General features: G+C 71.8%; 23 protein-coding genes and 2 pseudogenes. 17 read left to right on the top strand and 8 right to left on the bottom strand.

The window, feature by feature from the left end:
• The first annotated feature begins 311 nt into the window (after positions 1-311).
• Positions 312-1532, top strand: a complete 1221-nt coding sequence (locus BJF81_RS17455) for a hypothetical protein (RefSeq protein ID WP_143780755.1) — start codon at positions 312-314, stop codon at positions 1530-1532.
• Here BJF81_RS17455 and BJF81_RS08800 read toward each other — a convergent pair.
• Positions 1529-2707 (bottom strand): glycosyltransferase family 4 protein, encoded by a 1179-nt coding sequence (locus BJF81_RS08800; RefSeq protein ID WP_075958032.1) that lies wholly within the window; start codon positions 2705-2707, stop codon positions 1529-1531. The genes BJF81_RS17455 and BJF81_RS08800 overlap by 4 nt on opposite strands.
• 78 nt (positions 2708-2785) lie before the next feature.
• Between BJF81_RS08800 and BJF81_RS08795 the strand changes: the two genes are divergently transcribed.
• Together BJF81_RS08795 and BJF81_RS08790 are read left to right on the top strand one after the other, a co-directional pair.
• A complete protein-coding gene (locus BJF81_RS08795) occupies positions 2786-3841 on the top strand; it encodes a glycosyltransferase family 4 protein (RefSeq protein WP_075958031.1) in 1056 nt (351 codons plus the stop codon).
• A 242-nt stretch (positions 3842-4083) separates the two neighbouring features.
• On the top strand, positions 4084-5241 hold the full coding sequence (locus BJF81_RS08790; RefSeq protein WP_075958030.1) for an acyltransferase family protein: 1158 nt from the start codon (positions 4084-4086) through the stop codon (positions 5239-5241).
• 26 nt (positions 5242-5267) lie between these two features.
• Here the strand turns inward: BJF81_RS08790 and BJF81_RS08785 are convergent, their stop codons facing one another.
• Positions 5268-6992 (bottom strand): glycosyltransferase, encoded by a 1725-nt coding sequence (locus tag BJF81_RS08785; RefSeq protein WP_075958029.1) that lies wholly within the window; start codon positions 6990-6992, stop codon positions 5268-5270.
• A gap of 76 nt (positions 6993-7068) precedes the next feature.
• Here BJF81_RS08785 and rfbB point away from each other — a divergent pair, with 76 nt between their 5' ends.
• From rfbB to BJF81_RS08765, 4 genes and pseudogenes are all read left to right on the top strand, one after another.
• Positions 7069-8079, top strand: coding sequence for a dTDP-glucose 4,6-dehydratase (gene rfbB, locus BJF81_RS08780; RefSeq protein WP_075958028.1), 1011 nt, complete (start codon positions 7069-7071; stop codon positions 8077-8079).
• A complete protein-coding gene (locus BJF81_RS08775; protein ID WP_075958027.1) occupies positions 8076-9515 on the top strand; it encodes a sugar nucleotide-binding protein in 1440 nt (479 codons plus the stop codon). The genes rfbB and BJF81_RS08775 overlap by 4 nt, the downstream gene beginning before the upstream one ends.
• Positions 9512-10380: pseudogene (rfbA, locus tag BJF81_RS08770) on the top strand (glucose-1-phosphate thymidylyltransferase RfbA). Before BJF81_RS08775 ends, rfbA begins: the two are co-directional and overlap by 4 nt.
• 160 nt (positions 10381-10540) lie before the next feature.
• Positions 10541-11545 (top strand): annotated as a pseudogene (locus BJF81_RS08765) (glycosyltransferase); the annotation flags it as partial.
• Between the two features lie 151 nt (positions 11546-11696).
• On the opposite strand, the gene BJF81_RS08760 reads toward BJF81_RS08765, so the two are convergent.
• Together BJF81_RS08760 and BJF81_RS08755 are read right to left on the bottom strand one after the other, a co-directional pair.
• Entirely contained in the window at positions 11697-13085 is a 1389-nt protein-coding gene (locus tag BJF81_RS08760) for an amidase (protein WP_237770137.1), read from the bottom strand.
• Positions 13082-13753, bottom strand: coding sequence for a response regulator transcription factor (locus BJF81_RS08755; RefSeq protein WP_075958025.1), 672 nt, complete (start codon positions 13751-13753; stop codon positions 13082-13084). Before BJF81_RS08755 ends, BJF81_RS08760 begins: the two co-directional genes overlap by 4 nt.
• Before the next feature lie 69 nt (positions 13754-13822).
• On the opposite strand from BJF81_RS08755, the gene BJF81_RS08750 reads away from it, so the two are divergent.
• The 3 genes from BJF81_RS08750 to BJF81_RS08740 are packed head-to-tail and all read left to right on the top strand — an operon-like array spanning position 13823 to position 17631.
• Positions 13823-15202 (top strand): SLC13 family permease, encoded by a 1380-nt coding sequence (locus BJF81_RS08750; RefSeq protein ID WP_075958024.1) that lies wholly within the window; start codon positions 13823-13825, stop codon positions 15200-15202.
• A gap of 3 nt (positions 15203-15205) precedes the next feature.
• Positions 15206-17152 carry a sensor histidine kinase gene (locus BJF81_RS08745; protein ID WP_075958023.1) on the top strand — a complete coding sequence of 649 codons (1947 nt, stop codon included), beginning with the start codon at positions 15206-15208 and terminating at the stop codon, positions 17150-17152.
• Positions 17149-17631 (top strand): response regulator, encoded by a 483-nt coding sequence (locus BJF81_RS08740; protein ID WP_075958022.1) that lies wholly within the window; start codon positions 17149-17151, stop codon positions 17629-17631. Before BJF81_RS08745 ends, BJF81_RS08740 begins: the two co-directional genes overlap by 4 nt.
• 20 nt (positions 17632-17651) lie before the next feature.
• Here the strand turns inward: BJF81_RS08740 and BJF81_RS08735 are convergent, their stop codons facing one another.
• Complete coding sequence (locus tag BJF81_RS08735) at positions 17652-18818, bottom strand: WD40/YVTN/BNR-like repeat-containing protein (RefSeq protein WP_075958021.1); 1167 nt, start codon at positions 18816-18818, stop codon at positions 17652-17654.
• A gap of 97 nt (positions 18819-18915) precedes the next feature.
• On the bottom strand, positions 18916-19389 hold the full coding sequence (locus tag BJF81_RS08730; protein WP_075958020.1) for a CinA family protein: 474 nt from the start codon (positions 19387-19389) through the stop codon (positions 18916-18918).
• 107 nt (positions 19390-19496) lie between these two features.
• On the opposite strand from BJF81_RS08730, the gene BJF81_RS08725 reads away from it, so the two are divergent.
• From BJF81_RS08725 to BJF81_RS08710, 5 genes are all read left to right on the top strand, one after another.
• Positions 19497-20018, top strand: a complete 522-nt coding sequence (locus BJF81_RS08725) for a DUF2867 domain-containing protein (RefSeq protein ID WP_075958019.1) — start codon at positions 19497-19499, stop codon at positions 20016-20018.
• Entirely contained in the window at positions 20015-20686 is a 672-nt protein-coding gene (locus BJF81_RS17450) for a hypothetical protein (protein WP_143780754.1), read from the top strand. The genes BJF81_RS08725 and BJF81_RS17450 overlap by 4 nt, the downstream gene beginning before the upstream one ends.
• Positions 20677-21063 (top strand): hypothetical protein, encoded by a 387-nt coding sequence (locus BJF81_RS17445; RefSeq protein WP_158068648.1) that lies wholly within the window; start codon positions 20677-20679, stop codon positions 21061-21063. Before BJF81_RS17450 ends, BJF81_RS17445 begins: the two co-directional genes overlap by 10 nt.
• Positions 21060-22460: a bifunctional PIG-L family deacetylase/class I SAM-dependent methyltransferase gene (locus tag BJF81_RS08715; RefSeq protein ID WP_075958018.1), complete on the top strand. Its 1401-nt coding sequence runs from the start codon at positions 21060-21062 to the stop codon at positions 22458-22460. The genes BJF81_RS17445 and BJF81_RS08715 overlap by 4 nt, the downstream gene beginning before the upstream one ends.
• A 133-nt stretch (positions 22461-22593) precedes the next feature.
• The gene (locus tag BJF81_RS08710) at positions 22594-23619 is read left to right on the top strand and encodes a DUF3253 domain-containing protein (protein ID WP_075958017.1); all 1026 of its coding nucleotides are present in this window, start codon (positions 22594-22596) and stop codon (positions 23617-23619) included.
• A gap of 33 nt (positions 23620-23652) precedes the next feature.
• Here the strand turns inward: BJF81_RS08710 and BJF81_RS17985 are convergent, their stop codons facing one another.
• Complete coding sequence (locus BJF81_RS17985; RefSeq protein ID WP_075958016.1) at positions 23653-24489, bottom strand: hypothetical protein; 837 nt, start codon at positions 24487-24489, stop codon at positions 23653-23655.
• A gap of 62 nt (positions 24490-24551) precedes the next feature.
• Here BJF81_RS17985 and fdxA point away from each other — a divergent pair, with 62 nt between their 5' ends.
• Positions 24552-24893 (top strand): ferredoxin, encoded by a 342-nt coding sequence (gene fdxA / locus BJF81_RS08700; RefSeq protein WP_075958015.1) that lies wholly within the window; start codon positions 24552-24554, stop codon positions 24891-24893.
• 31 nt (positions 24894-24924) lie between these two features.
• Here fdxA and BJF81_RS08695 read toward each other — a convergent pair whose 3' ends face one another.
• Positions 24925-25581, bottom strand: a complete 657-nt coding sequence (locus tag BJF81_RS08695; protein ID WP_075958014.1) for a helix-turn-helix transcriptional regulator — start codon at positions 25579-25581, stop codon at positions 24925-24927.
• A gap of 722 nt (positions 25582-26303) precedes the next feature.
• On the opposite strand from BJF81_RS08695, the gene BJF81_RS08690 reads away from it, so the two are divergent.
• On the top strand, positions 26304-26548 hold a 245-nt coding region (locus BJF81_RS08690), incomplete at its 3' end, for a hypothetical protein (RefSeq protein ID WP_143780751.1).

The raw sequence follows: 26548 nt of genomic DNA, 5'->3' as shown, positions 1-26548 counted from the left end.
ACCCTTCGAGGAACGACCACAAGTGGAAAAGCCGGGCAGACCGGCGGACCTCCCACGCCCAGAACCCCGACCCGCTCCAAAAATCGTCTTCAGCGACGCGCGACCTCCTCACGAAACCCGCTCGGCGGATCCAGGCTCAGGCGGCCTGACCCAGTCTGTTGTCACCTGCCCGTGCAGCAGTCCCCAGCCAGTTCCAAACTACGCCATAGAGACGTGCAGGGGTTTGGATAGAATGGGCAACGCGACCCTAGGGTGGGGCCATGGTTAGGGTCAACGTTCTGTGCGCACCCCCGAACGGTCGAAATCCAGGCATGGCGTCCGTCGACCTCGCGTTCGAGGCGGTGGCAGGACGCCTGGGTGCGGACGTGACGTACTGGCGACTGTGGGACCAGTCAGAGTGGTGTGACCCCCCGGGGGGCTCAAGCGAGGTCGGCGAGGGTGTCGTCCGTGACGAGACGTCGGGGCTCACTTATCGGCTTGCGCGAGGGCATCTTGAGGAGTTCCTGCAGGCAGACGCACTCGTGTATTGGGGTGACTTCCACCACATGGCGGTCTATCTCGATCAGACGGCTGACGTACTACACCGCCGGATGAGCGTTGGCAGCAGGGAGGAGGCGAGCGCCATAGCTGCTGATTTTCTGATGCTCCGCGGACAGCCCCGAGAGGTTCTGTCCCGAGCCGTGACCTTCGGGACGACGCTGGCGTTCAATACAGCCCTTGACTACTCAGGACGGTATGGAGTCGAGTTCACGAGACTGCTCGAAGGGCTTCACGGTGCTTGGTTCCGAGACGGCTACTCAGCCAGGGTCGCCGAACTTGCGCGGACGCCCAGGGCTGCCTCCTGTCTCGGCTCGGATGCCGCGTTCGTCCTAGAAGGCGTGACGCAATCCTCCGCCGCTTCTGGAGTGGGGGTGTTTATCGGACGCTCGCCAGTGTCGCCGGAGACTGTCGCCAAGGTGGGGAAAGCCCTGACTGAAGGCCTCGGGGGTGTGCCTCAGTGGATTCCCTGGGGTACGGCGCCCGCAATGTGGCCGATGTGGGGCAGGAAAAGACTGCGCGTCGCCTGGCCTGAGTTAGAGCGAGGAGCGCCGTTAAGCAGGCGCGACCGAGCGCGACATCTTCGTGAGGTCGTACGTGGACCTGGGCTGAAAGAAGAAGTCTTGCCGGCCCACGAGCTCTTCCGGCGAATCGCCGAATGTCGAGTGATCCTCACGGACACGTACCACCTCGCTGTCAACGCTTGGCGGATTGGAACGCCAGCCGTCTTGTTCTTCGACCGAAGGGCAAGCAGGGGGTGGAACGTGAACAGCGGTGCGGGCGTTGGGCGCGACAAACGTCACGATCTCTACTCGCAACTTGACGCACTGCCGCTCCTCGTCGACCTCGATGCTCCTCCTGTGGGCTCAGCTGCACGTGACCTGGGGGAAGCAGTGAAGGAACTTCGAGATCCGGTGACGGCCCGAGCTGCCGCAATTGGAGAACGAGCGCGCGGCCTCCTGACCGATTCTCTGGAGAGTCTGATATCGATTTAGGGCGAACGCGTGGCATGCCCCGAGGCCGTTGCAGTGGCGAACCTGTATGCCTGCAGATAAGCATCTACTACGCGTGACCAAGTGAAGGACTTCACGGTCTCGCGGCCGGCCTGTGACAGGCGACTGGCCAAGACTAGGTCAGCGGTGGCACGATCAATTCCGGTCACGACTGAGGACAAATCTTCTGGGTCGATTAGGAGCCCGTCGTGTCCATCCGTGACGAACCCTGCCGGTCCACCTCGATTCGTGGCGAGGACTGGGGTTCCAGCGGCCCATGCCTCGAGCACCACGATCCCGAACGGTTCGACCCGACTTGGAACGACGACCGCGTCTGCTGCCGCCATCAGCGACTGCACCTCCGAGGCCGTTCTACGTCCAAGGAACTGGACCCGATGTGAGATAGAGAGCGAGGCAGCCAGCCTCTCCAAACGACTACGTTCCGCTCCGTCCCCAACGATCCATACCTGGGGTTCGGAACGGGATTGGGAAGCAGCCATGAGAAGGACATCGAAGCCCTTCTGTCGAACCAGCCGCCCCGCGCCTAGCAGCAGAGGTCGCCCGCTCTCTCGCTGGGGTGCATCGAGTAGTGGCGCCTCCTGAGCGGGCGCAAGATCGACACCGTTTGCGATGACCAAGACTTCGCTGGCGCCGAATCGGGACCGAAGGTCGTCCGCCACGTACCTCGAGCAAGCCGTGACTGTGCCGGAGCGGATCGCGCGACGAAGCGCAGCGCGCAACAATGCTGACCTGTCGTAGATGCCGTGCTCGTCCATGAAGGTCTCTCCGTGCGAGGAGACCACGAGGGGAGTGCCGGTGAGTGCGGCCAGCACCAGACCGTAGACGCCGTTGGGGCCAAAGCACTGCACGTTGATCACGTCGGGACGGAACGCCGCATAGGCCCTGACCCACTGGGCCAGTGCCCCGGGGGCTCGAAGGGTCAAAGAGCCCAGCGCTCGGACCGATCGCGCTGGCAGCGGGGTTGGGAGATAGCGCACGCGGCACCCGTCGACGACCTCGTCCCGCAGACCGTCACCACGGTCCACCGTCCAGACCTCAACCACGTGACCACGCTCCTGCAGCTCCTTGGCTATGTGGCGCACGTGCTCCTCGACACCGCCGAAGTGCGGGTGGTAAGAACTCGAGACGAGCGCGATCCTCATCCGGCTCGGGTCCATCGGCCCTCCTTTGCGTCGGTGTCAGGCACGCCCACGGAGCACGCTAGCCTCTCAGGACGTTGTCTGAGGAGGAGAGCCTTGCCCGAGCTGGCCATCGCGACCACCGCGACCTCCACCCCGATGGGTGCCCAGGCGTACCAGGCGGCCATCACTAGCCGCGCCCAGCAGGCCCTCGCCACGGCGAGCCCTGAGCCATGGACGGTCCGCTCGCTCGTGGCCCGGTCGCTGAGGTCTGACCTCCCTGGCAACCGGCGCCTGCCGATGGCGCGCCTGTTCACCGCATCCGAGCGGGAGCGGCGGCTGCTGGGGCGGTTGGTGTGGCCCCGATCCGCCGTCGTGCACCGGATGGACCTCATCCTGCCGCCCCCGGCCGGTCCGGACGTCGTGACGTTGCACGACGTGGTGGCGTGGGAGTTCAAGGACGAGTCTGCCCCCGTAGCGGCCGCGGCATCTGAGCTGCGGGCTGCCGATGCGGTCATCTGCGTCTCTCAGTTCACCGCAGGGGAGGCCGAGCGGCTGCTCGGGCTCAAGGACGCCGTCGTGATCCCGAACGGCGTCGGCGAGGAGTACTTCTCGGCCGTCCCGCTCAGTCCGGAACAGCTCACCGACGTGGGGCTGCGACAGCCCTACCTGCTGTATGCCGGTGGGTCGGCCGCCCGGAAGAACCTCCCGGGTCTGGCGGAGGCGTGGCGGTTGGTCCACGATCGTCTACCGGAACACTCACTGGCCCTCGCCGGGCCCCGCAGCCCTGCACGTGACGCTCTCTTCGCCGGTTTGCCCAGGGTCGTGCACCTCGGGCGGCTGCCGGACTCCTTCATGCCTGGACTGGTCGCCGGCGCTGCGGCCGTGGTGGTGCCCTCGCTCTACGAAGGCTTTGGGCTGCCGGTTCTCGAGGCGATGGCCGCCGGGGTGCCTCTGCTGTCCAGCAACCGCAGCTCTCTGCCGGAGGTGGTGGCCAACGCCGGCACCCTCGTCGACCCGACGGGTCCGGCCCTGGCCGAGGGTATGGAGTACGTCGCTCTGAGGAGTCCTGCTGTCATAGAACTCGTAGAGGTGGGCCGTCAGCGGGCAGCGGAGTTCAGCTGGGAGGCGAGTGCCGCACGACACGCCTCGGTGTGGGCCTCCCTCGCCTGACGCTCCATACCCCGGCGGGTTTGCGCCTCCGGCCTCCAAGCCCCATCGACCGACGGAGCGCTTGTGAGCATCACCCAGGACGACCGGTCGCGCTACTCGCGGCTGCGCACGTTCAACTGGATCGCCGCGGTGGTGCACCAGCGCAAGGCCGTAGCCGCCGGGGCCGGTGCGGGTGGGGCTGCTGCTGGCGGAGATACTCGGGCAGGTCGGCAGTGCCCGTTATGCAGTTATGATCACCCGTCGTGAGCGAGCTGGGGGTCGGCGAGAAGCCCAGTCCGACCCAGCCTGCACGGATCAGGTCCGTCGACGGGCTTCGGGCGCTCGCCTTCATGCTCGTCTTCCTCTTCCACTCCTGGGAGTTCGCTGGCCAGCCGCGCATACCGGTCGTGACCGACATCATCGGGCAGAACACCCGGCCGGACCTCTTCGTCGTCATCACTGGCTTCGCGCTCTACCTGCCCTTCGCCATCGACCCATCCCGTCACGACCGCTTCCGGACCGGTGTCTACCTGGAGCGCCGTGTCAAGCGGATCGTCGTGCCCTATTACGCGGCCCTGGTCCTTGCGCTCGTGCTGCCGTACGCCCTGAAGTTGCTTTATGGACTCATCGGCGGTCAGGCCAACCCGACCGAGACCGTCTCGATCGGCGATCTTGTCTCCCACCTGACGTTCACGCACATGTTCTTCCCTGAGTACTGGGCGGGCATCAACGGCAGCCTGTGGACGATGTCGCTCGAGATGCAGCTCTACCTGCTCTTCCCTCTTCTCGTGTGGGCCTTCGCGCGATGGGGGATGCGCGCCCTTCTGGGCGCTGCCGTACTTTCCGTGATCTGGCACCTCATGGGGCCGCTCTTCGTGCAGGACACGTTCCCGGAGAGCTTCCTCTGGGGGGCGACGGGCATCGGCCGTCTGGTCGAGTTCGCGGCCGGCATGGTGGCCGCTGTCGTTATCATGCGACACCGGGAGCGGCTCACGCCATCTTGGATGATCGCAGCCGCGGTAGTCGTCGTGGCTGGTTACGCCTTGGCCATGTGGGCGGGAAGCGCCATGGGTTGGTTCCCCGTGCGGGAGATCGGGCTTTCACTCTCCTTTGGTGCTTTGATCATTCTGGCCATCGGAGCCGCCCCGGTGGAGCGAGTTTTCGCACTGCCCTTGGTCTCACGACTCGGGTATGTCGCCTACAGCATGTTCCTCGTCCACCAGCCGATCGTCTACTACTTCTCTGAGTTCCTTGAGCGTGGGTTCGGAATGCCGGAGGGCCACCTGCAGCTGGCGGTTCTGTGGACGGTGGGCCTCGCGGTGGTCCTGGTTGTGGGCTGGGTCTTCTACAGAGTTTTCGAGAGACCTTGCATCGAGTGGTCGAAGGCGGCGGGGCGACGCGCAGAGACGACCACGCGGTAGCAGAGAGCATCGGCCACCTCGAAGTGTCACGCCTCCAGCCGTGCCTCGATCACCGGGCGCCATGCGGCGAAGCGCGACTGGGTGAGCAGGACGCGCTTCACGAAGGGGAAGCCCGCGTCCATCAGCTCCTGCCACGCGTAGATGGGGATGAGCGTGGCCTCCGGCACGCCCAGCTCGTCGGCGGTCCATCCTGCTTCGACACGGAGCCCGGCCTCGTCGGCGGCCGCGGTCAGACCGAGCTCGTAGAACCCGATGACCGACTTCTTGCTTGGTTGTGCCTTGACCTCGGCGAAGAAGTTCCGTAGCGGTTCCCGCGCGAGGACACCACCGGCGAAGGCGAGCAGGAAGCTGTGGAGGTGGCGTCGGGGGCGGGGGTTCAGGGTGACGCCCCATACGTTGGCCTCCGTCTCCTTGATGCGACCCAGCAGCTCGTCCAGCGGCCCGGCCGGCCCCTCGATCGAGTCATTGGTCAGGACGACCCGGTCCTTGGTCGCGATCTGCGGGTAGGCGCCCAGTGCGTCGCGCCACGAGCCGAAGTCGTAGGCGGAGTTGGGCCGGGAGACGACGGCCACCCCTTCCGGCACGGACGGGGCGCGCAGCCGGGCCCACGGGTCCCGCGCGGAGACGACGAGAGTGGGCCAACCTGCCGCGGCATACGCCTGCGCCGCCCGGAGCGCGCTAGGGCGCACGTCGCGACCCTTCGACCACTCCGCCATCACCACCACCCGGTCGCCATTCAGGACCTGCTCGACGTCACCGGCCACGACTCGCAACCGCCCCCGACCGAGGCTGTTCGTCTTCTCCTTGAGGGCGAACCGGCCGTCGCGCACCCGCTGCCGCAGGTCCTTCGTCGCCGTGTCCAGCCTCTCGGCGAGGGGCTCGCCCGAGTCCCGCTCCCACGTCCGCGTGCCCCGGGTGGTGACCGCGGTCGCCTCCGCCCACTTGGCGAGCTCCCCGGGGTGCTGCGCCCACAGGCGACCCAGGCGCGCGGCGTGCCCAGCCTGTGCCCGCCGCAGCCGACGGCCTCCGAGGGTGTCGTCATACGCGAGGTCGAAGTCGAAGCGATCGCGCACGAGTGCGGGGTCGGTCTGCCGCCCGTTGACGATATTGGACACGTTGGTCCCGTGCACCACCTGCGCCCACATCACCGGCGCGTCGACCTGGCGCAGCGGCGCGTGCCCACGGGCCCGGGCGTGCTTGGCGACGAAGACCGTCTCCGGCGGCAGGTCCTCCTCCCGCCGCTCGATGAGGGAGAGGAAAGGGCTGGAGACGATGTTGCTGCGGTAGACCGCGCCGGTGCGGTCGATCTGCACCCCGCGCGGGAAGTTGACGAACATCCGCTCCTGCCCGGCGAACTCCGCCTGCACCCGCGCCATGAAGTCCACCGCCATGGCGTCGTCGCTGTCGATCCGGGTGGTGATGAGGTATGCCGCGTCCGCCCGGTCGGCCACGTGGCTGGCGAAGGAATCACGCCGGAAGGGCTCCCTCGACCAGATCGGCGTGAAGGCACCTTCGGCCAGTTCCTCCACCTGATCGCGGAAGTCGTCGTTGCAGCGGTCGTCGAAGAGGACCAGCCAGTCGAAAGGCTCCGCTCCCCGCTGCCGGGTGACCGACGGCAGGCAGGCGTCGTAGAAGAACCCGAGCCGGTAGTGCAGCCACTCGGCGGGTGCCGGCGGGGCACCCGGCACCACCACGGCGCTGAAGCGGGTCAGCAGCAGGTGGTCGAAAGGTCGCCCCGGTGTCGCCGTCACTGGTTCATTGTGTCCGAGCCGGCGTGATCAGGCGGCGCACAGGGAACGCGTCCCGCGCGATCGCTAGGGTGACGGCATGCGGACGCTGTTGGTGACTGGCGGGGCTGGGTTCATCGGGTCGAACTTCGTGCATCACTTGGTGGAGCATTCGGATGCGCGGGTGGTCGTGCTGGATGCGTTGACGTATGCGGCGTCGCGGGAGGCGTTGGTCGGCCTGCATGAGGGTCGGGTGGAGCTGGTGGTGGGCGACGTCACCGACGCGGCCCTGGTCGACCGGCTGGTGGGGGGCCTGCCCGGGGAGGACGACGCGGTGGTGCATTTTGCGGCGGAGTCGCACAACGACAACTCGTTGAACGACCCGTCCCCGTTCATCAGCACGAACATCACCGGCACGTTCACGCTGCTGGAGGCGGTGCGCAAGCACGGGGTGCGGTTCCACCACGTGTCCACCGATGAGGTGTACGGGGACCTGGCGTTGGACGACCCGGCCCGGTTCACCGAGACCACCCCTTACCGGCCCTCGTCGCCGTACTCGGCGTCGAAGGCGGCGGCGGACCACCTGGTGCGGGCGTGGGTGCGCTCCTTCGGGGTGCGGGCCACCCTGTCCAACTGTTCGAACAACTACGGGCCGTGGCAGCACGTGGAGAAGTTCATCCCCCGCCAGGTCACGAACCTGCTCTCCGGTGGCCGGGTCAAGCTGTACGGGTCGGGGGCGAACGTGCGGGACTGGATCCATGCCGACGACCACTCCTCGGCGGTGCTGACGATCCTGGAGAAGGGGAGGATCGGGGAGACGTACCTGGTGGGTGCGGACGGGGAGAAGTCGAATCTGGAGGTGGTCCGGCTGGTCCTGGAGCTGATGGGCCGGGATCCGAACGACTTCGACCATGTGGCCGACCGGCCGGGGCACGACCTGCGGTATGCGATCGACCCGACCAAGCTGCGCACCGAACTGGGGTGGGTGCCGCGGTTCACGTCCTTCGAGGAGGGGCTGGCGCGCACGATCGACTGGTACGCCTCCCACGAGGACTGGTGGGGTCCGAAGAAGGCCGCGGTCGAGGCCGCCTACGCCACCCAGGGCCAATGACCCACGGTTCGAACGGCCGACCCGCGCCTGGGGGTCCGGGGGTGCGGGCCACGCCGATCCCGGGGTTGCTGGTGGTGGACCTCGAGGTGCACGGGGATGCGCGGGGGTGGTTCAAGGAGAACTGGCAGCGGGCCAAGATGGTCGCTGCCGGGCTGCCGGACTTTTCCCCGGTGCAGCACTCGGTCGCCTCCAACGGCCCGGTCGGGGTGACCCGGGGGGTGCATGCCGAGCCGTGGGACAAGCTGGTCTCCGTGGTCGCGGGCAGGGTGTTCGGGGCGTGGGTGGACCTGCGCGAGGGCCCCACGTTCGGGACCTCGTTCACGCTCGAGCTGGACGAGGGTGTGGGGGTGTTCGTGCCGGAGGGGGTGGGCAACTCCTACCAGACCCTGACCGAGGGGGCGGTGTACTCCTACCTGGTCAACGATCACTGGTCGCCCGAGGCGGAGTACACGATGCTCAACCTGGCGGACCCCTCCGTGGGCATCGACTGGCCCATCCCCCTGACCGAGGCCGTCGTCTCGGACAAGGACCAGACCCACCCGACGCTGGACCAGGTCACCCCCATCCCACAGGACCAGTCCCGAGGGCGGGTGCTCGTGCTGGGTCGGGACGGGCAGCTCGGCCGTGCTCTGCTCGAGGCCATGCCCGCCGCGGAGGGCCTGGGGCGGGAGGAGCTGGACCTGGCCGACCCGGCCGCGGTCGAGGCGTTCGACTTCACCGGCGTCGACGTGGTCGTCAACGCCGCCGCGTACACCGCTGTGGACGCTGCCGAGACCGAGGAGGGCCGCCGGGCGGCATGGGCGGCCAACGCCACCGGCGTCGCAGCCCTGGCCCGCGCAGCCGTGGAGCACGGGTTCACCCTGGTGCACTACTCGACCGACTACGTCTTCGACGGCACCCAGGACACGTACACCGAGGACGACCCGTTGTGCCCGGCCAGCGTGTACGGCGCGTCGAAGGCGGCCGGCGACCTCACCGTGACGGTCGCCCCCCGGCACTACCTGCTCCGCACCTCCTGGGTGGTCGGCGCGGGCAAGAACTTCGTGTCCACGATGGCCGACCTCGCCGAACGTGGCGTGGATCCGCGGGTGGTGGACGACCAGGTCGGCAGGCTGACGTTCACGACCGACCTAGCCGCCGCAACCACCCACCTGCTGGACACGGGCGCCCCGTACGGGACCTACAACCTCACCTCGGCCGGGGACCCGGCCTCGTGGTCCGACCTGGCCAGGAAGGTGTGCGAGGCGACCGGGCACGACCCGGACCGGGTCACCCCCGTCACCACACAGGAGTACACGGCCGGCGCCTCGGGTCCGGTCGCACCCCGCCCGGCCCGGTCCGTGCTGGACCTGGCCAAGATCCAGGGGACCGGGTTCGAGCCCGTGGACCAGATGGCCGGCCTGACCGCATACCTGGAAGGAAGGACGAAGCCATGAAGGGGATCATCCTGGCCGGGGGGACGGGGTCGAGGTTGCACCCGATCACCCTGGGGGTGTCCAAGCAGCTGGTGCCGGTCTACGACAAGCCGATGATCTACTACCCGTTGTCCACGCTCATGCTGGCCGGGATCCGGGACGTGCTGGTCATCACCACCCCGCACGAGGCCGACCAGTTCAGACGGCTCCTGGGCGACGGGGACCAGTTCGGCATCAGCCTCACCTACGCCGTGCAGGCCTCCCCGGACGGGCTCGCGCAGGCGTTCCTCATCGGCGCCGACCACGTCGCCGGCGGACCGAGCGCGCTGGTCCTGGGGGACAACATCTTCTACGGGCCCGGCCTGGGCACCCGCCTACGAAGGTTCGAAAACCTCAAGGGTGCTGGGGTCTTCGCCTACCAGGTCGCCGACCCCACCGCCTACGGCGTCGTCGAGTTCGACGACCACGGCGTCGCGGTCTCCCTGGAGGAGAAGCCTGACCAGCCCCGGTCGAGGTATGCGGTGCCGGGGTTGTACTTCTACGACGAGACCGTCGTCGACCACGCCCGCCAGCTGGTCCCCTCGGCGCGGGGGGAGCTGGAGATCACCGACCTCAACCGCCGCTACCTCGACGCCGGCCAGCTCCACGTCGAGGTGCTGCCCCGGGGCACGGCGTGGTTGGACACCGGCACCTTCGACTCCCTCAACGACGCGGCGAACTACGTGCGCACCCTCGAGGCCCGACAGGGCATGAAGGTCGCTGCCCCGAGGAGGTCGCCTGGCGCCAGGGCTGGCTCGCCGACACCCAGCTCCTGGACCGCGCCGAACCCCTGCGCAAGTCCGGCTACGGCACCTACCTCGAACGGCTCGTGTCCGACGGTGGCTGAGCGCGCCCTTCTTGGACCACGCGTTCGGCGGGCAGCCGCGAACTGCCGGGGGAGTTCTCCCAGCAGAACTCCCTCCCCCTGGGGTGACGGCGTCATGGCGTGCTGAGGTGGGTTACCGTGAGGTCAGATCGGGGTTGTCGTAGCAGGGGCTAGGACCGAGATGGCAAAGAGGCGCAGGGTTCCGGTGGCGATAGCCCACGACTACCTGACGCAGCAGGGCGGGGCTGAGCGGGTGGTGCTGGCCCTGAGCCGCGAGTTTCCCGATGCGCCGATCTACACGACGATGTACGACCCGGAGGGGACCTACCCCGACTTCGCCCGGCGCACGGTCGTCACCACCGCCCTGGACAGGATGCCGGGTCTGGCGGCGGACCACCGGCGTGCCCTCCCGGGGCTGGCCCCGGTGGTCAGCGCCACCCGCATCGACGCCGACGTCACCATCGCCTCCACCAGCGGCTGGGCCCACGGCTTCCGGGCCACCGGGAAGCTGCTCGTCTACTGCCACAACCCGGCCCGGTGGCTTTACCAGCGGGACGACTACCTCGGCGACGACGCCAGCTTCCTCGTCAAGGCCGGTCTGGCCGCGCTGACGCCAGGGCTGACCCGGTGGGACCAGGCGGCCGCTTCGCGCGCCGACCACTACCTCGCGAACTCCCGCGTGGTCAAGGAGCGGATCGCCGAGGCCTACTCGATCGACGCCGAGGTGCTGCCGCCACCGCCGGGGCTCAGGACCGAGGGAGAGCAGGTGCCGCATCCCGAGCTCGCCGACCTGGTCGAGGAGGGCTACTGGCTGGTGGTCTCCCGTCTCCTGCCCTACAAGAACGTCGACCAGGCGGTCGAGGCCTTCCGCGGACGGCCCGAGCACCTGGTCGTCGTGGGCGCCGGCCCCCAACGGGAGGCCCTCCTCGCGAAGATGCCCGGCAACGTGCGGCTGGTCTCCGGGCTGACGGACGCCGAGCTGCGCTGGACCTACCGGCACGCCACCGGCCTCGTCGCCCCCAGCCGGGAGGACTTCGGGCTCACTCCGCTGGAGGCGAACTCGTGGGGACTGCCCGTGGTCGCGCTCCGGGCGGGGGGATATCTCGACACCGTCGTGCCGGGCCTCAACGGTGTCTTCTTCGAGCGCAGCACGCCCGTGGACATCAGCAGGGCCGTCGACGCCGCAGCTCGGCAGGAGTGGTCGAGCGAGGCGCTGCTGGAGCACGTCCGCAGCTTCGGGGAGGACGCGTTCCGACGGCGGGTCCGGGAGATCGTCCAGGAGCTGGCCGAGGGCGCGACCATGCCGACCGGCGCGCGGTCGTCACGCGGCGGAGCCGCTAGCGGCTGTACCAGCGCATCGTCTTCAGCACCCCCAGGTCGTCGAACCTCCGCCCCACGATCTGCACCCCGATCGGACGCCCGTCCTCCGTCCGGCCGGCGTCGACCGTCCCAGCGGGCTGGCCGGTCATGTTCCACGGCAGCGTGAAGTTGATGTGCCACATCCCCCGTCCCTCGTCCGGGTAGGGCATCGGCAGCTCCGCCGGGTAGGCCGGGCACGGGGCCACCGGGCTGACGAGCAGGTCGAGGTCCCCCTCCTGCGCCCAGGCGGCGACCGTCCGCGCCTGCAGGTCGGTGAACGCGTGGTAGGCGTCCATGACCGCCACCCCGCTCAGCCCCTCGCCCTGTCGCGCCCACTCCGCGACGAACGGGTGCACCATCGCCTGCCGCTCCGGGCCGAGCCGGGACAGGTCCGCCCAGGAGCGCACCTGCCAGAACCGGTTGACCCCGTCCAGCACCCCCTGGTCCAGCCACGGCTCCATCTCGACGACCGAGGCGCCCTCGTCGGCGAGCTGATCCGCCACCGCCCTTGTGGCGGCGACCACCTCGGGCTCGGGCTCCACGCCGTACCCGGCGCGGGTCCACACCCCCACCCGCAGTCCACACGCCGTCCACGGCCGCCCGTCCTCCCCGACGCCCAGGTCGGTCCACGCAACCTCCTGCGCGGTCAGGCTGGTCCAGTCGAGTGGGTCCGGGCCGGAGAGGACGTCCATGAGCGCCGCCAGGTCCTCCACCCGGCGGGCCATCGGCCCGGCGACCCTGCCCATGTATGGCGCGTGCAGCGGGATCCGCCCGGCGCTCGGCTTGAGCGAGGCCAGGCCGAGCCAGGTCGCCGGCAGGCGGATCGACCCGCCGATGTCGGTGCCCACGTGGAGCGGGCCGTAGCCGGCGGCGGCCGCCGCCCCGGCCCCCGAGCTGGACCCACCTGTCGTCCAGTCAGGGTTCAGGGGAGACACGGTCTGCCCGTGCCGGCTGGAGTGGCCGGAGGAGAGCATCCCCCAGTCGGGCATCGTTGTGGACCCCAGCACGACCAGACCGGCCTCGGCGCACCGGCGTGCGACCGGCGAGTCCACCTCCGGCACGACGGGGTCGACCGCCGCGCACCCGGCGGGCATCGGCACGCCCGCCCGGGCGACGTTCTCCTTCAGGGTCACCGAAACGCCGTCCCACTGGCTCAACGGGGCCCCGGTGGCCCACCTCTCCTGCGACGCCCGCGCCCGGGCGAGCACCTCCTCCGGCTCGTCCCGCACCCAGAAGGCGTTGAGCGCCGGCTCCTGCTCCTCGACGACCTGCAGCACGTCGGTGGCGACCTCGACCGGGCCGAGCCGGCCCGCGGCATACCCCTCCGCCATCTGCAGGGCGCCCAGGTGGGCGGGCCGCACGCTCACCGCAGCTCGCGGCCCTTCGTCGGCAGCATGCCGTGCTCCATCCCCCAGCGGACCGCCTGCGGCCGGCGAGTCACGCCGATCTTGGCGTAGGCGCTGCGGATGTAGGACTTGACAGTGTTGATCGACAGGTAGGCCCGGGCCGCGATGTCGTCGTTGGTCAGCCCCTGGGTGATCAGCCCCAGGATCTCCGCCTCGCGGGCCGAGAGGCCGTGCTCCTGGCCCGGCCACCGGCCGTGGTCGTCGTCGGGTGCGGCTCCGGCGGCGACCTGCTGGGCGCTGGCCTCCATGTCCAAGGTGCCCGGGGTGACGGTCTCGCCCGCGGCCACCCGTTCGAGCGCGCGGACCAGCTCCTCGGCGGTGGCCGACTTGGCCACGTAGCCCGCGCACCCCCGCTCCAGCGCCTTGCGGACCAGCGCGGGCTGGGTGTTCCAGCTGTAGACGACGACCTTGCCCGTCATCGGGTTGGCGACCAAGGCGTCGATGTCGTCGGCGTCCGCCTGCGCCTGGGCGAAGGTGTCGTAGAGGGCGACGTCCACCGGGCTGCTGGGCTCGGTGCCGATGTCGAGCTCGACCACCCGCACCCGGTCGACGTGGGGCCGCAGCATCGCGTCCACCCCACGGACGACGACGTCGTAGTCGTTGACGAGGGCGACGGTCACGGGGTTCACCTGTCGGACCCTACACGCGCCGTCCGGTGGCCCGGATGGGGCGGAAGGCCCCCGGTCTAGGCTGGCGCCATGCCCTCCGCCTCGCTCGTGCGACGTCTCGGGCTGCCCCTCGCGGCGCTCGCACTGGCCGTCCCGCTGTTGGTCGACGTGCCTGGGCTGGAGGAGCCGGGGGAGCGGATGCTCGGCATCTTCCTCATGGCGATCGTGCTCTTCGTCACCGAGGCGATCCCGCTGGTGGCCACGGCCGTGGTCATCATCCTGCTCGAGGTGCTCATGCTCAGCGAGCAGGCGCTCGTGCCGCTGGGGGAGCCGGCCACGTCCGCCCGCGACGTGTGGGCCAGCCTGGCCGACCCGGTGATCATCCTCTTCCTCGGCGGGTTCCTCATCGCCGACGGTGCCGCGAAGTACGCCCTCGACCGCAACCTGGCCGCCCTCATCCTCACGCCGTTCAAGGGCAGCGCCCGCTCGGCGCTGCTGGCGCTCATGCTCATGACCGCGGTGCTGTCGATGTTCATGTCCAACACCGCCACGACCGCCACGATGTTCGCCGTCCTGCTGCCGGTGCTCTCCAGCCTGCCGACCCTGGCCGCCCGCACCGGCTTCGCCCTCGCCGTGCCGCTGGCGGCCAACGTCGGCGGCATCGGCACCCCCGTCGGGTCCCCGCCCAACGCGCTGGCCCTCGCCGCCCTCATCCAGCGCGACGAACGGGTCTCCTTCGTCGAGTGGATGATGGCCGCCGTCCCGCTGACGCTGCTGCTGCTCGTCGTGGGGTGGCTGTTCCTGTCCTGGCGCTTCGTCCCCGGCCGCACCGCGCTCGACCTCGACCTGCAGGTCAAGTTCAAGAGGACCCCGCCGGCCCTGGTCTTCTACGCCACCGCCGCCCTCACCGTCCTGCTGTGGCTGAGCGAGCCGCTGCACGGCATCCCGTCCACCACGGTCGGGTTCCTGCCCGTCGTCGTGCTCCTGGCCACCCAGGTGATGACCGGAGACGACCTGCGCGCCCTGCAGTGGCCGGTGCTCTGGCTGGTCGCCGGGGGCATCGCCCTGGGCAACGGCGTCGGCGCCAGCGGCCTGGACGAGTGGCTCGTGGGCCTCGTCGACTGGGGCGTGCTGCCCGGCGCGATCCTGCTGCTCACCCTCGCCGGCCTGGCGTGGGCGCTGTCCAACGTCATCTCCAACTCGGCCACCGCCAACCTGCTCATCCCGATCGCGCTGCCGCTGGCCCTGACGGTCGACCAGGACCTCGTCACCGTCGCGCTCGTCGTCGCGCTCTCCTGCAGCCTGGCGATGATGCTGCCGATCTCCACCCCGCCCAACGCGATCGCCTACGCCACCGGCACCGTCCAGACCCCGCAGATGGTCGTCACCGGCCTGGTCGTCGGCGTGCTCGGCGTGCTGCTCGCGGTCCTCGTCATGCCGCTGTGGTGGCGCGCCCTCGGGATCGGCTGAGCCGTGCCCGCCCCCGCGCCGCGCACCGTCGTCGTCGGCACCGGTCCGGTCGCCGAGACGGCCGCCGCCGAGCTGGACGCGCTGCGCGTGCCCGCGCCCGGCGCCCTCGCCGAACCGTCCGTGCGCTCCGCCGGGCCGGTCGGCCTGGCCGTGGTCGTCGTCGGCCGCGCGGACGCCGACGGCACCGTCGCCCGCGTGCTCGGCGCGCTGGGCCACCCCCGCCCCCGCGTGCTCGTCGTCACCGAACGCCTCGAGCTGCCCGACCTGGCCCGCACCCTCGACGCGGGCCACCTCGGCGGGGTCGTCATGGCCCCGTGGACGAGCGGCAACCTGCGCCGGTATGCCGACGCGCAGCTCGCCCGGTGGGTGCGCCGCCGCGGTGGGCGGGCGGAGGAGGTGGCCCAGGACCGGCCGCCCGAACCGGAGCCGCGGGCCAGCGGGCTGCTTCGGCACCTGCAGCAGGACCCGGACTCCGCGGCCGCCGAGCTGCTCGAGGCCGTCGAGTCGGTGCTCGGCCCCCGGCCCCGGCTGCAGCTGCCCCCGCACGTGCGGCTGACGATCGAGGACGACGACGTCGGCCAGCTCTTCCTCGTCCTCAGCGGCCGGGTCGCCCTGTCGGTGAACACCGGGGTCGGCGCGCTGACCCTGCACCACGCCTCGACCGGCCCGCTCATCGGGCTGTTCGCCCTCACCGGGCCGCAGGCCGCGACGGTGACCGCGCGGACGACGACCGACTGCGAGGTCGTGCCGCTGACCGTCGAGCAGCTGGACCGGGCCCTGACCGGGGAGCCGCGGGTCGGCACGGCGCTGACGGCCCTCACCGTGCGGGCCCTGTCGGCCCGGCTGCGGCGGGCCGAGCGGCTGCACGTGGAGAAGGCCGAGCTGGCCATCGAGCTGCAGCGCACGCTGCGCGAGCTGGAGGCCGCCCGCGCGGGACTGGTCGAGCAGGCCCGGATGGCCACGCTCGGCGAGACCGCTGCGGGGGTGGCCCACGAGCTGAGCAACCCGATCGCTGCGGTGACCCGTGGCGTGGAGCACCTGTCGGCCGACCTCCGCGTGCTGCTGGGAGGCGGCGAGGACGACCTGGTCCGGACGGCCTTCGAGGCGGCCGAGACCCGGGAGGCGGTGTCGGCCGGCGACGAGCGCTCGCTGCGGCGCGAGCTGGCCGGGGCCACGGGGGCGACGCCGTCGCAGGTGCGCCGGCTGGTGGCCGCGGGGGTGACCGACCCGGCACGGGCGAAGGGGGTGCTGACCGGGCCGCCCGAGGAGCTGGCCCGGGTCGAGGCCGCCGCGGGGATCGGGGCGACGCTGCGCTCGCTGCGGACCGCGGCCGACCACGTCGGCCGGCTGGTCGAGGACCTGCGCGTGCACGCCCGGCCCGACGACCCCGACGCCCCGCTCGAGGCGACCGACCTGGCGGCCACGGTCCGGGACGCGCTGGGGCTGGTCGAGCACCGGCTGGCCGGACTGACGGTCGACGTTCGGTGCGACGCCGACCTGCCGCCGGTGGGGAGCCGGCCGGGGCGCCTCGCCCAGGTGTGGGCCAACCTGCTGTCCAACGCCGCCGACGCGCTCGACGGGTCCGGCCGGATCACCGTCCGGGCGAGGCGGACGGAGGGCGGCGGGGTCCGGGTCGAGGTCGAGGACGACGGCCCCGGCGTCCCGCCCTCCCTGCAGGGGCGGATCTTCGAGCCCCGGTTCACCACCAAGCACGGGGTCGTGCGCTCCGGGCTCGGCCTCGGGCTGGGCATCTCGAAGAGCATCGTCGTCCAGCACGGCGGCACCATCGGGCTGCAGTCCGAGCCGGGCCGCACCGTCTTCACCGTCGAGCTGCCGGCCCTGCCGACCGGTCCCGGCACGACCGCCGGTGCCCCCACGACCGGGGCCGGTGCGCCCGCGGGGCGCGACGGCATACCCCCTGGCCCCACCGAGGAGAAGGAGCAGCGATGAAGCTCGTGGTGCTCGTCCTGGAGGACGAACCGGACGTGCGCGAGGCGCTGGAGCGCGACCTGGAGCCGCTGGCTGCGCACGTGCGCGTCGAGCCGGCCCAGGACGTGCCCGACGCCCGGGCCGTGATCGCCGAGGTCGCCGCCGACGGGGACCTGCTGGCCGTCGTCCTCGCCGACCACCGGCTGCCGGGGACCAGCGGGGTGGACTTCCTCGTCGAGCTGGCCGGCGCGGAGGAGACCGCGCACGTGGCGACCGTGCTCGTCACCGGGCAGGCCGACCAGGCGGACACGATCCGGGCGGTCAACGAGGCGGGGCTGGACCACTACGTGGCCAAGCCGTGGGACGCCGAGGAGCTGCGGCGGGTGGTCCGGGAGCAGCTGACGAACGTGGTCGAGCGGACCCGGGTGGACCCGCTGCCGCACCTGGCGGTGCTGGACCAGGTGAGGGCGATGGAGCTGGTGCGGAGACGGTCTGGCTGAGAGGGTCTGCGGGCCGCGCCCTACCGGCTGCCGGGCTCGAGGACCTCGACGGCGAGGACGGTCGGCAGGTGCCGGGCGACCTCCGTCCAGGTCTCGCCCTCGTCGTGGCTGGCGAACACCGAGCCCGTGTTTGTGCCGAAGTAGACCCCGGCAGGGTCGCGGCGGTCCCCGGCCATGCCCTGGCGCAGGACCGTGAAGAAGCAGGCCTCCTGGGGCAGCCCGCCCCGCAGCGCCTCCCACGACCCTCCGCCGTCGCGCGAGCGCCAGACCGCGGCGGCCGCGTCGGGCGGGTAGCGGCCCTCGGTGTCGCCGTTGAGGGGGACCGTCCAGAGGGTCCGCCCGTCGCGGGGGTGAACCTGGAGCGGGAAGCCGAACGTCGACGGCAGGCCCGCGGTGACGTCTCGCCAGCCGAGGCCGCCGTCCTCGGACCGCCAGACGCCGTGGTGGTTCTGCTGGTAGAGCAGGCCGTCCTGCCCGGCGGCCCGCTCGAGGTGGTGCACGCAGAAGCCCGTGTGCCCGTCCGAGGCCGCTGCCGGGTGGCTGTTGCCCTCGCCGTCGGCGGGGTCGGCCAGGTCGTTGCGCCGCTCCCACGTCACGCCGCCGTCCTCGGTGGCGAAGACCCCGGCGGCGGAGATCCCCACCCACATCCGTTCGGGGTCCTGCGGGTCGGCGACGATGGTGTGCAGGACCAGGCCGGCGGCGCCGGGGCTCCACTCCTGGGCGGACGGGTGGTCGGTCAGGCCCTTGACCTTGGCCCACGTCGCGCCGTCGTCGTCGCTCACGAGGAGGCTCGCCGGCTTGGTCCCGGCGTAGAGCCGGTCTCCGGTGCGTCCCAACGACCAGACCTGGGAGAAGTCCTCGCCGAACGGCGCCACCTGGTCGGTCCAGCCGAGCGACTCGGCGAACCCCGGCTCCTCGGCCGCCCACGCGTCCAGCTCGCCGGTGGTCAGCTTGGTCGGCTCCCAGGTCCTGCCGAGGTCTCGGGAGCGCCAGACCCCGGCGCCGGACCAGTCGCCGCCGCCTCCGGCCCACAACGTCCCGGTGGCCGGGTCGCCGACGACGTGGTTGATCGTCCAGCCGCCGCAGTAGGGCCCCCGGACCGACCAGCGGCTGCGGTCGGCGTCCCCGTCGAGGACGAACGCGCCCTTGGTCGTCCCGACCAGCAGGTGGATGGCTCCGTCGGACATGGCAGGTCCCTTCGTCGCGGACCGTCGGCTCGTCGGTGCCGGACGGCCCGTCCCAGTGTTCCGCCGTGGGCGTGCGGCGGCAAGGGCCTGCAGGGTCTCAGCCGGTGGCCGCGCGCAGCTGCTCCAGCAGCAGCTCCAACGACCGCTGCGTCGCCTCCTGCACGATCTCCTCGGGGTCCCCGTCCAGCTCCAGCTTGGAGCAGGTGACCTCGCCACGGACCATCACCCCGACGTAGACCGTGCCCGGCGGGTGGCCCTCCTCCTCGTCCGGTCCGCCGGCGCCGGTGGTCGACACGACCGCGTCGGCCTCGAGCACCCGCGTCGCTCCTTGGGCCATCTCGATCGCGCACCGCTCGGTGATGACCGGGCCGGGCGTGACGCCGAGCAGGTCGAACTTCACCGTCTTGTGGTAGCTGACGACGGTGCCGTGGTACCAGTCCGCGGCTCCCTCTCCTTGCGCCAGCGCGGAGGAGATGGCGCCGCCGGTCAGCGACTCGGCCGCGCCGACCGTGAAGCCGTGCTGCTGGGCGAGCTGGGCGATGTCCTTGACGGGGGCGGTGGGGTCGGCCATGGCCTCATGATGATCCAGCGCTCGCGCCGTCCGCCACCGCAGTAGCCTCGCAGCGTGGACCCCACCCCGACCCACCGACTGCGCCTCCCCGTCCAAGGCGGTGCCCGGTGAGGGCCGGTCTGACCCCCGACGCGGACGGCGCCTTCCGCGAGCGCAGGGAGCGCGCCGTCGACGCACCGGCCGCCACCACGTGGACGTGCGTCGCCGACCTCGGCGGGGACCCGGGGTGGTATGCCGTGAACCGCCTCTGGCAGGTCCGTGGCGTGCTCGACCGGGTGGTGGGCGGACCGGGCAACCGCGTCCGTCCCGACCGGGAGCTGCGTGTCGGTGACCCCGTCGACGGGTGGCGGGTCGAGACGGTCGAGCCCGGCCGCACCCTGACGCTCGTGTCGGAGCAGCGGATGCCGGGCACGGCCCGGATGACCTACGAGGTGCACGACTCCCAGGGTCCGGACATCGACCGGTCCAGGCTGGTCCAACGGCTCGAGTTCCGCCCCGACGGCCGCCTGGGGCAGGCCTTCTGGTGGGCCGAGCTGCCGGCCCACAAGGTCATCTTCCGCGCGATGCTCGTCCGGATGGCTCAGGAGGCCGAGCGCCGGGCCCTGGCGGACGGCACGATGGGTCCGTGATCGGTCTCGACCCCTGGTCCCCGCAGGCCCCCGACGACCCCGGCCTGACCGCCCTGCTCGAGGACGCCCGCGCGGCCGCCGGCGACCCCGTCGCGACGCTCGCGCTCGCCGACCGCGCGGCGACGCTGCTGCCGCTGCCCGGCGCCGGCCGCACCGCCGAGCTGTGGCGCGCCCTCGCCGAGCTGGCCGCCGTCGACCTCACCGTCGCCCGCACCCTCGAGCCGCACCTCGACGCTGTCGCCATCCTCGCCCAGGCCGCCGACGCGGGGTATGCCGTGCCGCCCGCCTCGGGCACGTGGGGCGTCTACGCGGCCGAGGGGCCGGGCGCGCGGCTGGAGGCCCGGCCCGGGGACGAGGGCCGCCTCGTCCTCTCCGGCCGCAAGCCCTGGTGCTCCCTGGCCGAGCACGTCGACTCGGCCCTCGTCACCGCCTGGGTCGACGACGAGCGCCGCGTCCTCGTCGCCGTCGACCTGACCCACCCCGGCGTCGAGCTGGTCGACGAGCCGTGGGTCGCCCGCGGCCTGCCCCGGGTCCGCTCCACCGGCCTGCGGCTGACCGACGTCCCGGGCGACCCGGTGGGCGACCCGGGGTGGTACCTCACCCGCCCCGCTTCGCCTGGGGCGGCCTGGGCGTCGCCGCCTGCTGGCTCGGCGGCGCCATGGGCCTGACCCGGCGGATGCACCGGGCGGCCAGCGACCGCGAGCCCGACCAGATCGGACTGTCCCTCCTCGGCCGGGCGGACGCCGCCCTGACCGCAGCCGCGGCCGTGCTCACCGACGCGGCGAGTGCCGTCGACGCCGGCCTGGTCGAGGGCGAGCACGCCTGGCCCCGCTGCGTCCGCGTCCGTTCCGTCGTCCACGACGCCTGCGAGACCGTGCTCACCGCCGCCGCCCACGCGCTCGGCCCCGGTCCGCTGGCCGGCGAGGAGGACCACGCCGCCCGGGTGGCCGACCTGCAGCTCTACCTGCGCCAGCACAAGGCCGAGCGCGACGCCGCGGCCGTCGGCAGGGCCGTCGCCGACGGGATGCCGGTGGCCTGGGCATGAGCGACGGGATCAAGGACGCCCCCGGCGCCTCCGGGCTCACCCCCTCCGGCGACCCCCCGACCGACGAGGCCCGGTGGGTCGAGGACCCCCGGTGGCGCGACGTCATACCCCTCGACCTGACCGGGACCACCCACCTGCTCGTGGTCGCCGCCCACCCCGACGACGAGACCCTCGGGGTCGGCGGGCTGCTCGCCGGGCTGCCCGCGGACGTGGACCTCGACGTCGTCGTCGCCACCGACGGGCAGGCCTCCCACCCGCGCTCGCCGACGCACACGCCCGCCGACCTCGCCCGGATCCGCCGCGCCGAGGCCCGTGAGGTCATCACTGAGCTCGCCCCGCACGCCCGCCTGCACCTGCTCGGGCTCACCGACGGTGGGCTGGCCGACGAGCAGGACGAGCTGACCGCCGCGCTCGTGCGGCTGGCGCGGCCGGGGGAGAGCGTGCTGCTCGCGCCGTACCGCGCCGACGGGCACCCCGACCACGAGGCCGCCGCCCGGTCCGCCGCCACCGCGGCGTGGCGCACGGACGCGCGGCTGCTGGAGTACCCGGTCTGGCTGTGGCACTGGGAGGGCCCGGACGCGCTCCCGTGGGGCTCGGCCCGCCGCGTGGACCTGTCCGACGAGGCGCGGAGGCGCAAGGCGCGGGCGGTCGCCGGGCACCGGTCCCAGGTCGAGCCCCTGTCCGACCGGCCCGGCGACGAGGTGCTGCTGCGCCCGGACATGCTCGCCCACTTCGCGCGACCCTGGGAGACGCTGCTGGTCGCCGAGCCGGGGGAGAGCAGCCCGTTCGAGGACCTGCACGCCCGGGAGGAGGACCCGTGGGAGGTGCGGACAAGCTGGTACGAGCGGCGCAAGCGCGCCCTCACCCTGGCGGCGCTGCCGCAGGAGAGGTATGCCGTGGGCGTGGAGGTCGGGTGCTCCGTCGGCGCGCTCGCCGAGGAACTGCTCGGTCGGTGCGACGCGGTGGTGGCGGTGGACGAGTCGGCGGAGGCGCTGGGCCGGGTCGAGGGTGCCGAGCGGCTGCGGACCGTGCGGGCGTCGCTGCCAGAGGAGTGGGGATGTCTCGAGGAGGCGCTCGGCGGGGAGACCGTGGAGCTCGTGGTGCTGTCGGAGGTGGGCTACTTCCTCTCGCCCGGGCGGCTGCGCGAGCTGGCGCGGCGGGTGGGCGAGCTGGTGGCCGGGTCGGACCGAGCGACCGTGCTGGCCTGCCACTGGCGGCACGAGATCGTCGGGTGGCCGCTGACCGGTGACGAGGTGCACGGGCTCGTGGGTGAGGCGATGACGAACGTTGGCCTGCAACGTCGCAGCCACCTTCTGGAGGAGGACTTTGTGCTGACCGTGTGGTCGGCGACGGGGGTGCTCCGCGGAGCAGCCCTGCCGGAGCAGCCGGACGTCTGAACGGTGAGACACCCTGGACTGCGGTCAGACAGCCCAAATATCTGGGGGTGCATCGTTCTTTCCGGTGGCTCGCCGGTCGGGACTTCAGGGAGCGGGGCGAACGACCGTCCCCGCACCGTGTGAGGATTCCCCCGTGCGCCCGCGGAACGAGACCGACGACCGACCTGCGCTCGCCGCGGTCCTCGTCGTCGTGCCGGCCCGGGACGAGCAGGACGAGATCGGCGGCTGCCTGACCAGCGTCGCCGCTGCGGCCGCCGAGGTCGACCTGCCGGTCGTCGTGTCCGTCGTCCTGCACCGCTGCACGGACCGCACGGCCGAGCGGGTTGACGAGGTCGTCGCCGCGCACCCCGACGTCCGGTGGGTGGTCCAGGACAGCGATGCCGACAGCCTGGGCGGGGCCCGCGCGGACGGCGTCGAGGCCGGCCGCTCCCACGGCACCCTGGCCGACCTCGACCCGGTGACCGTGTGGGTGGCGAGCACGGACGCGGACTCGCGCGTGCCGCATACCTGGCTCCGCGCGCAGCGCGACCTGGCCGACCGCGGTCTGGACCTGGTGCTCGGCACCGTCGAGCCGCGCGAGGACGGCTCCGAGTCCGCCCGGCTCTGGCACGCGCAGCACCACCTCGCCGAGGGCCACCTGGGGATCCACGGGGCGAACCTGGGGGCGCGGCTGTCGGCCTACGACCAGGCCGGCGGGTTCCCCGCGCTCGACGACGGGGAGGACGTGCAGCTCGTGCGGGCGGTGCGCGACGGGGGTATGCCGTGGACGAGCACCGACCGCACGCGCGTCGTCACCTCGTCGCGACGGCGGGGACGGGCGGGCAAGGGGTTCGCCCGGTTCCTGCGACGGCTGGACGACGCGGTGGCGACGTTCGGCGCGACCGAGGAGCTCGAGGAGCGGCTGCGGACCGAGATCCTGCGGCTGGCGCAGGAGCGCGGGCCGGCCAAGACGCTCTGCCCGTCGGAGGCGGCCGGTGCGGTCGACCCCACCAGGCGGCGGACGCTGACGCACGTGGCCCGCGCGGTGGCGTGCACGCTGGCCGACGAGGGGGTCGTCGTGGTCACGCAGAAGGGCGTGCCGGTCGACGGGCGGACCACGCCGGGGCCGGTGCGGGTGGGGCTGGTGCCGGAGGAGCTGCGGGGGCCGGTCGAGGTCTGAGCCGGGCCGTCTGCCTCCGGGCAGGTCTTCGGGTCAGGCGGCCAGCTGCTGCTCGGTGGTGCCGCCCAGCACGTCGGCACCGGCGCGGGTGCGGCGGCCGTCGACGACCGCGAGCGGACCAGGACGGCCCAGGTCCACCCAGCGCTGCTGCCACCGGCCCATGAGGTGGAAGGCCGCGTCGGAGAGTGGCTCGCGGGCGGGGGAGACGACGTAGCCCCACTCGCGGCGAGGGTCGCCGGTGCAGGGGGCGAGGTCGTCGACGAGGACGCGGGGCATGAGCCGGCGCAGCACCTCGGGGTCGCCGACGTCGAGGCCGTCCTGCCAGTAGGCCCGCATCAACAGGTCGAGCGCCTGCGGGCCGCGGCCGAGGGTGACGGCCTCGGCGTAGGCTGCGGCCACCGGGCGCGGGTGCGGCAGCACGGCCGGGACGTCGTCGGGGATCTCCTCGCCGTCCAGGGCCAGGTCGCGCACGGCGGCCAGCTCCTCGCGCAGGCGGTCGCGGTCGGGTCCGTCGGTGCGCAGTCCGCTCAGGGGGATGGTCGCGGTGCTCTCGACGGCCCACCACACAGGGCCGTCGGTCGGGTGGCCCTCGCCCTCGTCCCCGCCGGCGTCGGAGTCGAACCGCAGGTGCGCCAGGTAGGCCCACGGCGAGGTGAGGTCGGCCAGCAGCAGCGGGGTCGCCCCGGTGCTGCCGGCGACCTGGAGCGCGGTCGACAGGCCGTCGGACCCCGGGCGCACGTCCGGGTAGACGTCCGGGCCGAGGAGGTCGGGGACGTCGGTCCGCGGTCGGAGCGCCGGCATCGGGACCCGCGGCATCGTGTTGTGCCGCCGGTGGAACAGGTGCGGGAGCCAGGTCTGGGTCGTGGTCATGGATCTATTTCTACAGTAGGATTCGTGTAAAATGAAGACCCCGAGAGCCGAGGAGGCCGCCCATGACCTACGTGATCGCCCAGCCCTGCATCGACGTCGTGGACCGGGCCTGCGTCGAGGAGTGCCCGGTCGACTGCATCTACGAGGGGGAGCGGGCGCTCTACATCCACCCCGACGAGTGCGTCGACTGCGGCGCCTGCGAACCGGTCTGCCCGGTGGAGGCGATCTACTACGAGGACGACCTGCCGGCGGAGTTCACGCCCTACCTGCAGGACAACGCCGACTTCTTCTTCGCGGCGCTCCCCGGGCGGGACGAGCCGCTCGGGTCGCCGGGCGGGGCGGCCAAGATGGGCGCGCTCGGCGTCGACACGCCGCTGGTGGCGGAGGCTCCGCCGCAGGAGTGAGGGGCCACGGCTGCCTCGTCGTCGGCCCGCCTCAGGCGCCGTCGGCCGGCGTCAGGTGCGCGACGCAGAGCGACGGCGTGACGAACGGCTCCAGCCGGTCGACGACCCCCGCGTCCCCGAGCGCCCCCTCGATGAGCCCGAGGTGCACCGAGCAGGGCAGCGTGCGGTCCTCGCGGGAGAGCGCCAGGAACGGGCAGTGGTGCACCCGCAGCGCCGTCCCGTCCGCGTCCTCCACCAGCTCCGGGGAGAAGCCCTCCGCCTGCTGCACCGCGACCAGGCGGTCCAGCGCGGTGTTCCAGTCCTGCGTCCGTCCGCCCTCGGCCCGCCCCCACGCCCGGCCCGACTCCCGCGCCACCTGCGCCGCGTCCCCGGTCGACCCGGCCAGCGCGCTCCCCAGCACCCGGGCGATCAGCGCGTAGTTGTCCCGCGCCTCGTCCGGCTCCTGCCGGGCCACGTACGTCAGCGGCGGCCGGCCCGGCCGGTCGGTCACCCCCGGCTGCTTGTCGGCCAGCCCGTCGGCGACCAGCTGGTCGAGGTGGAAGCGGACCGTGTTGTCGTGCAGCCCGGTCAGCCCGACCAGGTCCTTGACCCCCAGCCCGTGCCGGGTCCCCCGCAGCGCCTCCAGGATGCTGGCCCGGCGCTCGCCGGCCCGGCCACGTGCGGTGGGGGATGACTCCTGGCTCGGCATTTGTCCAGCATACGTGGGGGAAACCTGCTGGTGCGCCAGTCTCGGTCGCAGAACGAGGCGTGCTGGCGCACGGAGGTTCTCCGGTGGGGGGACGGTGTGCCAAGGCTGCATGCGTTGCTAGCCGAGCGTTCTCTGAATAGTGGAGACGGCCCTGAGCCGGTGCCGCGAGGTGGGCTTGCGTACTCGTGCTGGAGGTGTGGTTTCTGGCGTCACACAGAAACAGGTCGAGTCTGCCCAGTGTGTGTACGAGAGGCACCTCTGTTGCTGCCGCCCGACATGACCAGCCCCTACGCGTCCCTCGCGCCGATTGGCGACGTGTTGTCCACTTGCTTCTTCAACCCAGATTTCCACCACGCCCCGGCGCGCTGGCCGACCATGTCGGGATGGTCTGCGGGTGGGAGCCATTCACGACCCCTGACCGGCCCCCGATCTGGCGTGGTGTTCGGTTACGATGCGCTGGCATCTTCCAAGGGGTTACGAGGGGTAGGAGCACTTATGAATTGGCGCGCGCTCGCGTGTGCGGGACTGGTCGTCTCTCTTTCGGCCTGCGGGACTGACGACACGCCCGACCCGGTGGAGGCCACTTCGTCGACGAGGGACGACGCGGCTGCGTCTTCCCCAGCGGAAGCTGCAGCGACCACCGAAGCGGCAGCGACCTCGGCGCCGCAGAGCTCGGGACCCTGAAGGAAGCGGGCTTCGGTCAGTCTGACGAGTATGTGTGGGTGACCGCTCTCGTCCACAACAACTCCGCTTACGTCGGTCAGACGGTCACGGTGAACTTCAACGTGCTGGATGACGAAGGAAACATCTTGGCGTCGGAGAGCCAGGTTGAGTCCTTCTCGCTGCCTGAGGCAGATCACATTATTGGTACTCAAGTCAGCCTCTCCCCCGGAGATGCCGCGGCCGAAGTCGAGGCTGCTCTGGACGTCGAGGCCTCCGGCGCGTTCAGCCTGGATCCGCCGAAGTT

The organism is Ornithinimicrobium sp. CNJ-824, from assembly GCF_001942405.1.
Taxonomy (GTDB): domain Bacteria; phylum Actinomycetota; class Actinomycetes; order Actinomycetales; family Dermatophilaceae; genus Ornithinicoccus; species Ornithinicoccus kibberensis.
The sequence above is the reverse complement of the archived record's forward strand: the minus strand, read 5'-3'. Positions and strand labels throughout refer to the sequence as shown.

Excerpts from the sequence above, each read along its gene's own strand:
- BJF81_RS08750 (WP_075958024.1), top strand. The coding sequence starts at position 13,823 with ATGCCCTCCGCCTCGCTCGTGCGACGTCTCGGGCTGCCCCTCGCGGCG.
- BJF81_RS08740 (WP_075958022.1), top strand. The coding sequence starts at position 17,149 with ATGAAGCTCGTGGTGCTCGTCCTGGAGGACGAACCGGACGTGCGCGAG.
- BJF81_RS08775 (WP_075958027.1), top strand. The coding sequence starts at position 8,076 with ATGACCCACGGTTCGAACGGCCGACCCGCGCCTGGGGGTCCGGGGGTG.
- BJF81_RS08715 (WP_075958018.1), top strand. The coding sequence starts at position 21,060 with ATGAGCGACGGGATCAAGGACGCCCCCGGCGCCTCCGGGCTCACCCCC.
- BJF81_RS08730 (WP_075958020.1), bottom strand. The coding sequence starts at position 19,389 with ATGGCCGACCCCACCGCCCCCGTCAAGGACATCGCCCAGCTCGCCCAG.
- BJF81_RS17455 (WP_143780755.1), top strand. The coding sequence starts at position 312 with ATGGCGTCCGTCGACCTCGCGTTCGAGGCGGTGGCAGGACGCCTGGGT.
- rfbB (WP_075958028.1), top strand. The coding sequence starts at position 7,069 with ATGCGGACGCTGTTGGTGACTGGCGGGGCTGGGTTCATCGGGTCGAAC.
- BJF81_RS08695 (WP_075958014.1), bottom strand. The coding sequence starts at position 25,581 with ATGCCGAGCCAGGAGTCATCCCCCACCGCACGTGGCCGGGCCGGCGAG.
- BJF81_RS08800 (WP_075958032.1), bottom strand. The coding sequence starts at position 2,707 with ATGGACCCGAGCCGGATGAGGATCGCGCTCGTCTCGAGTTCTTACCAC.
- BJF81_RS08735 (WP_075958021.1), bottom strand. The coding sequence starts at position 18,818 with ATGTCCGACGGAGCCATCCACCTGCTGGTCGGGACGACCAAGGGCGCG.
- fdxA (WP_075958015.1), top strand. The coding sequence starts at position 24,552 with ATGACCTACGTGATCGCCCAGCCCTGCATCGACGTCGTGGACCGGGCC.
- BJF81_RS17445 (WP_158068648.1), top strand. The coding sequence starts at position 20,677 with ATGGGCCTGACCCGGCGGATGCACCGGGCGGCCAGCGACCGCGAGCCC.
- BJF81_RS17985 (WP_075958016.1), bottom strand. The coding sequence starts at position 24,489 with ATGACCACGACCCAGACCTGGCTCCCGCACCTGTTCCACCGGCGGCAC.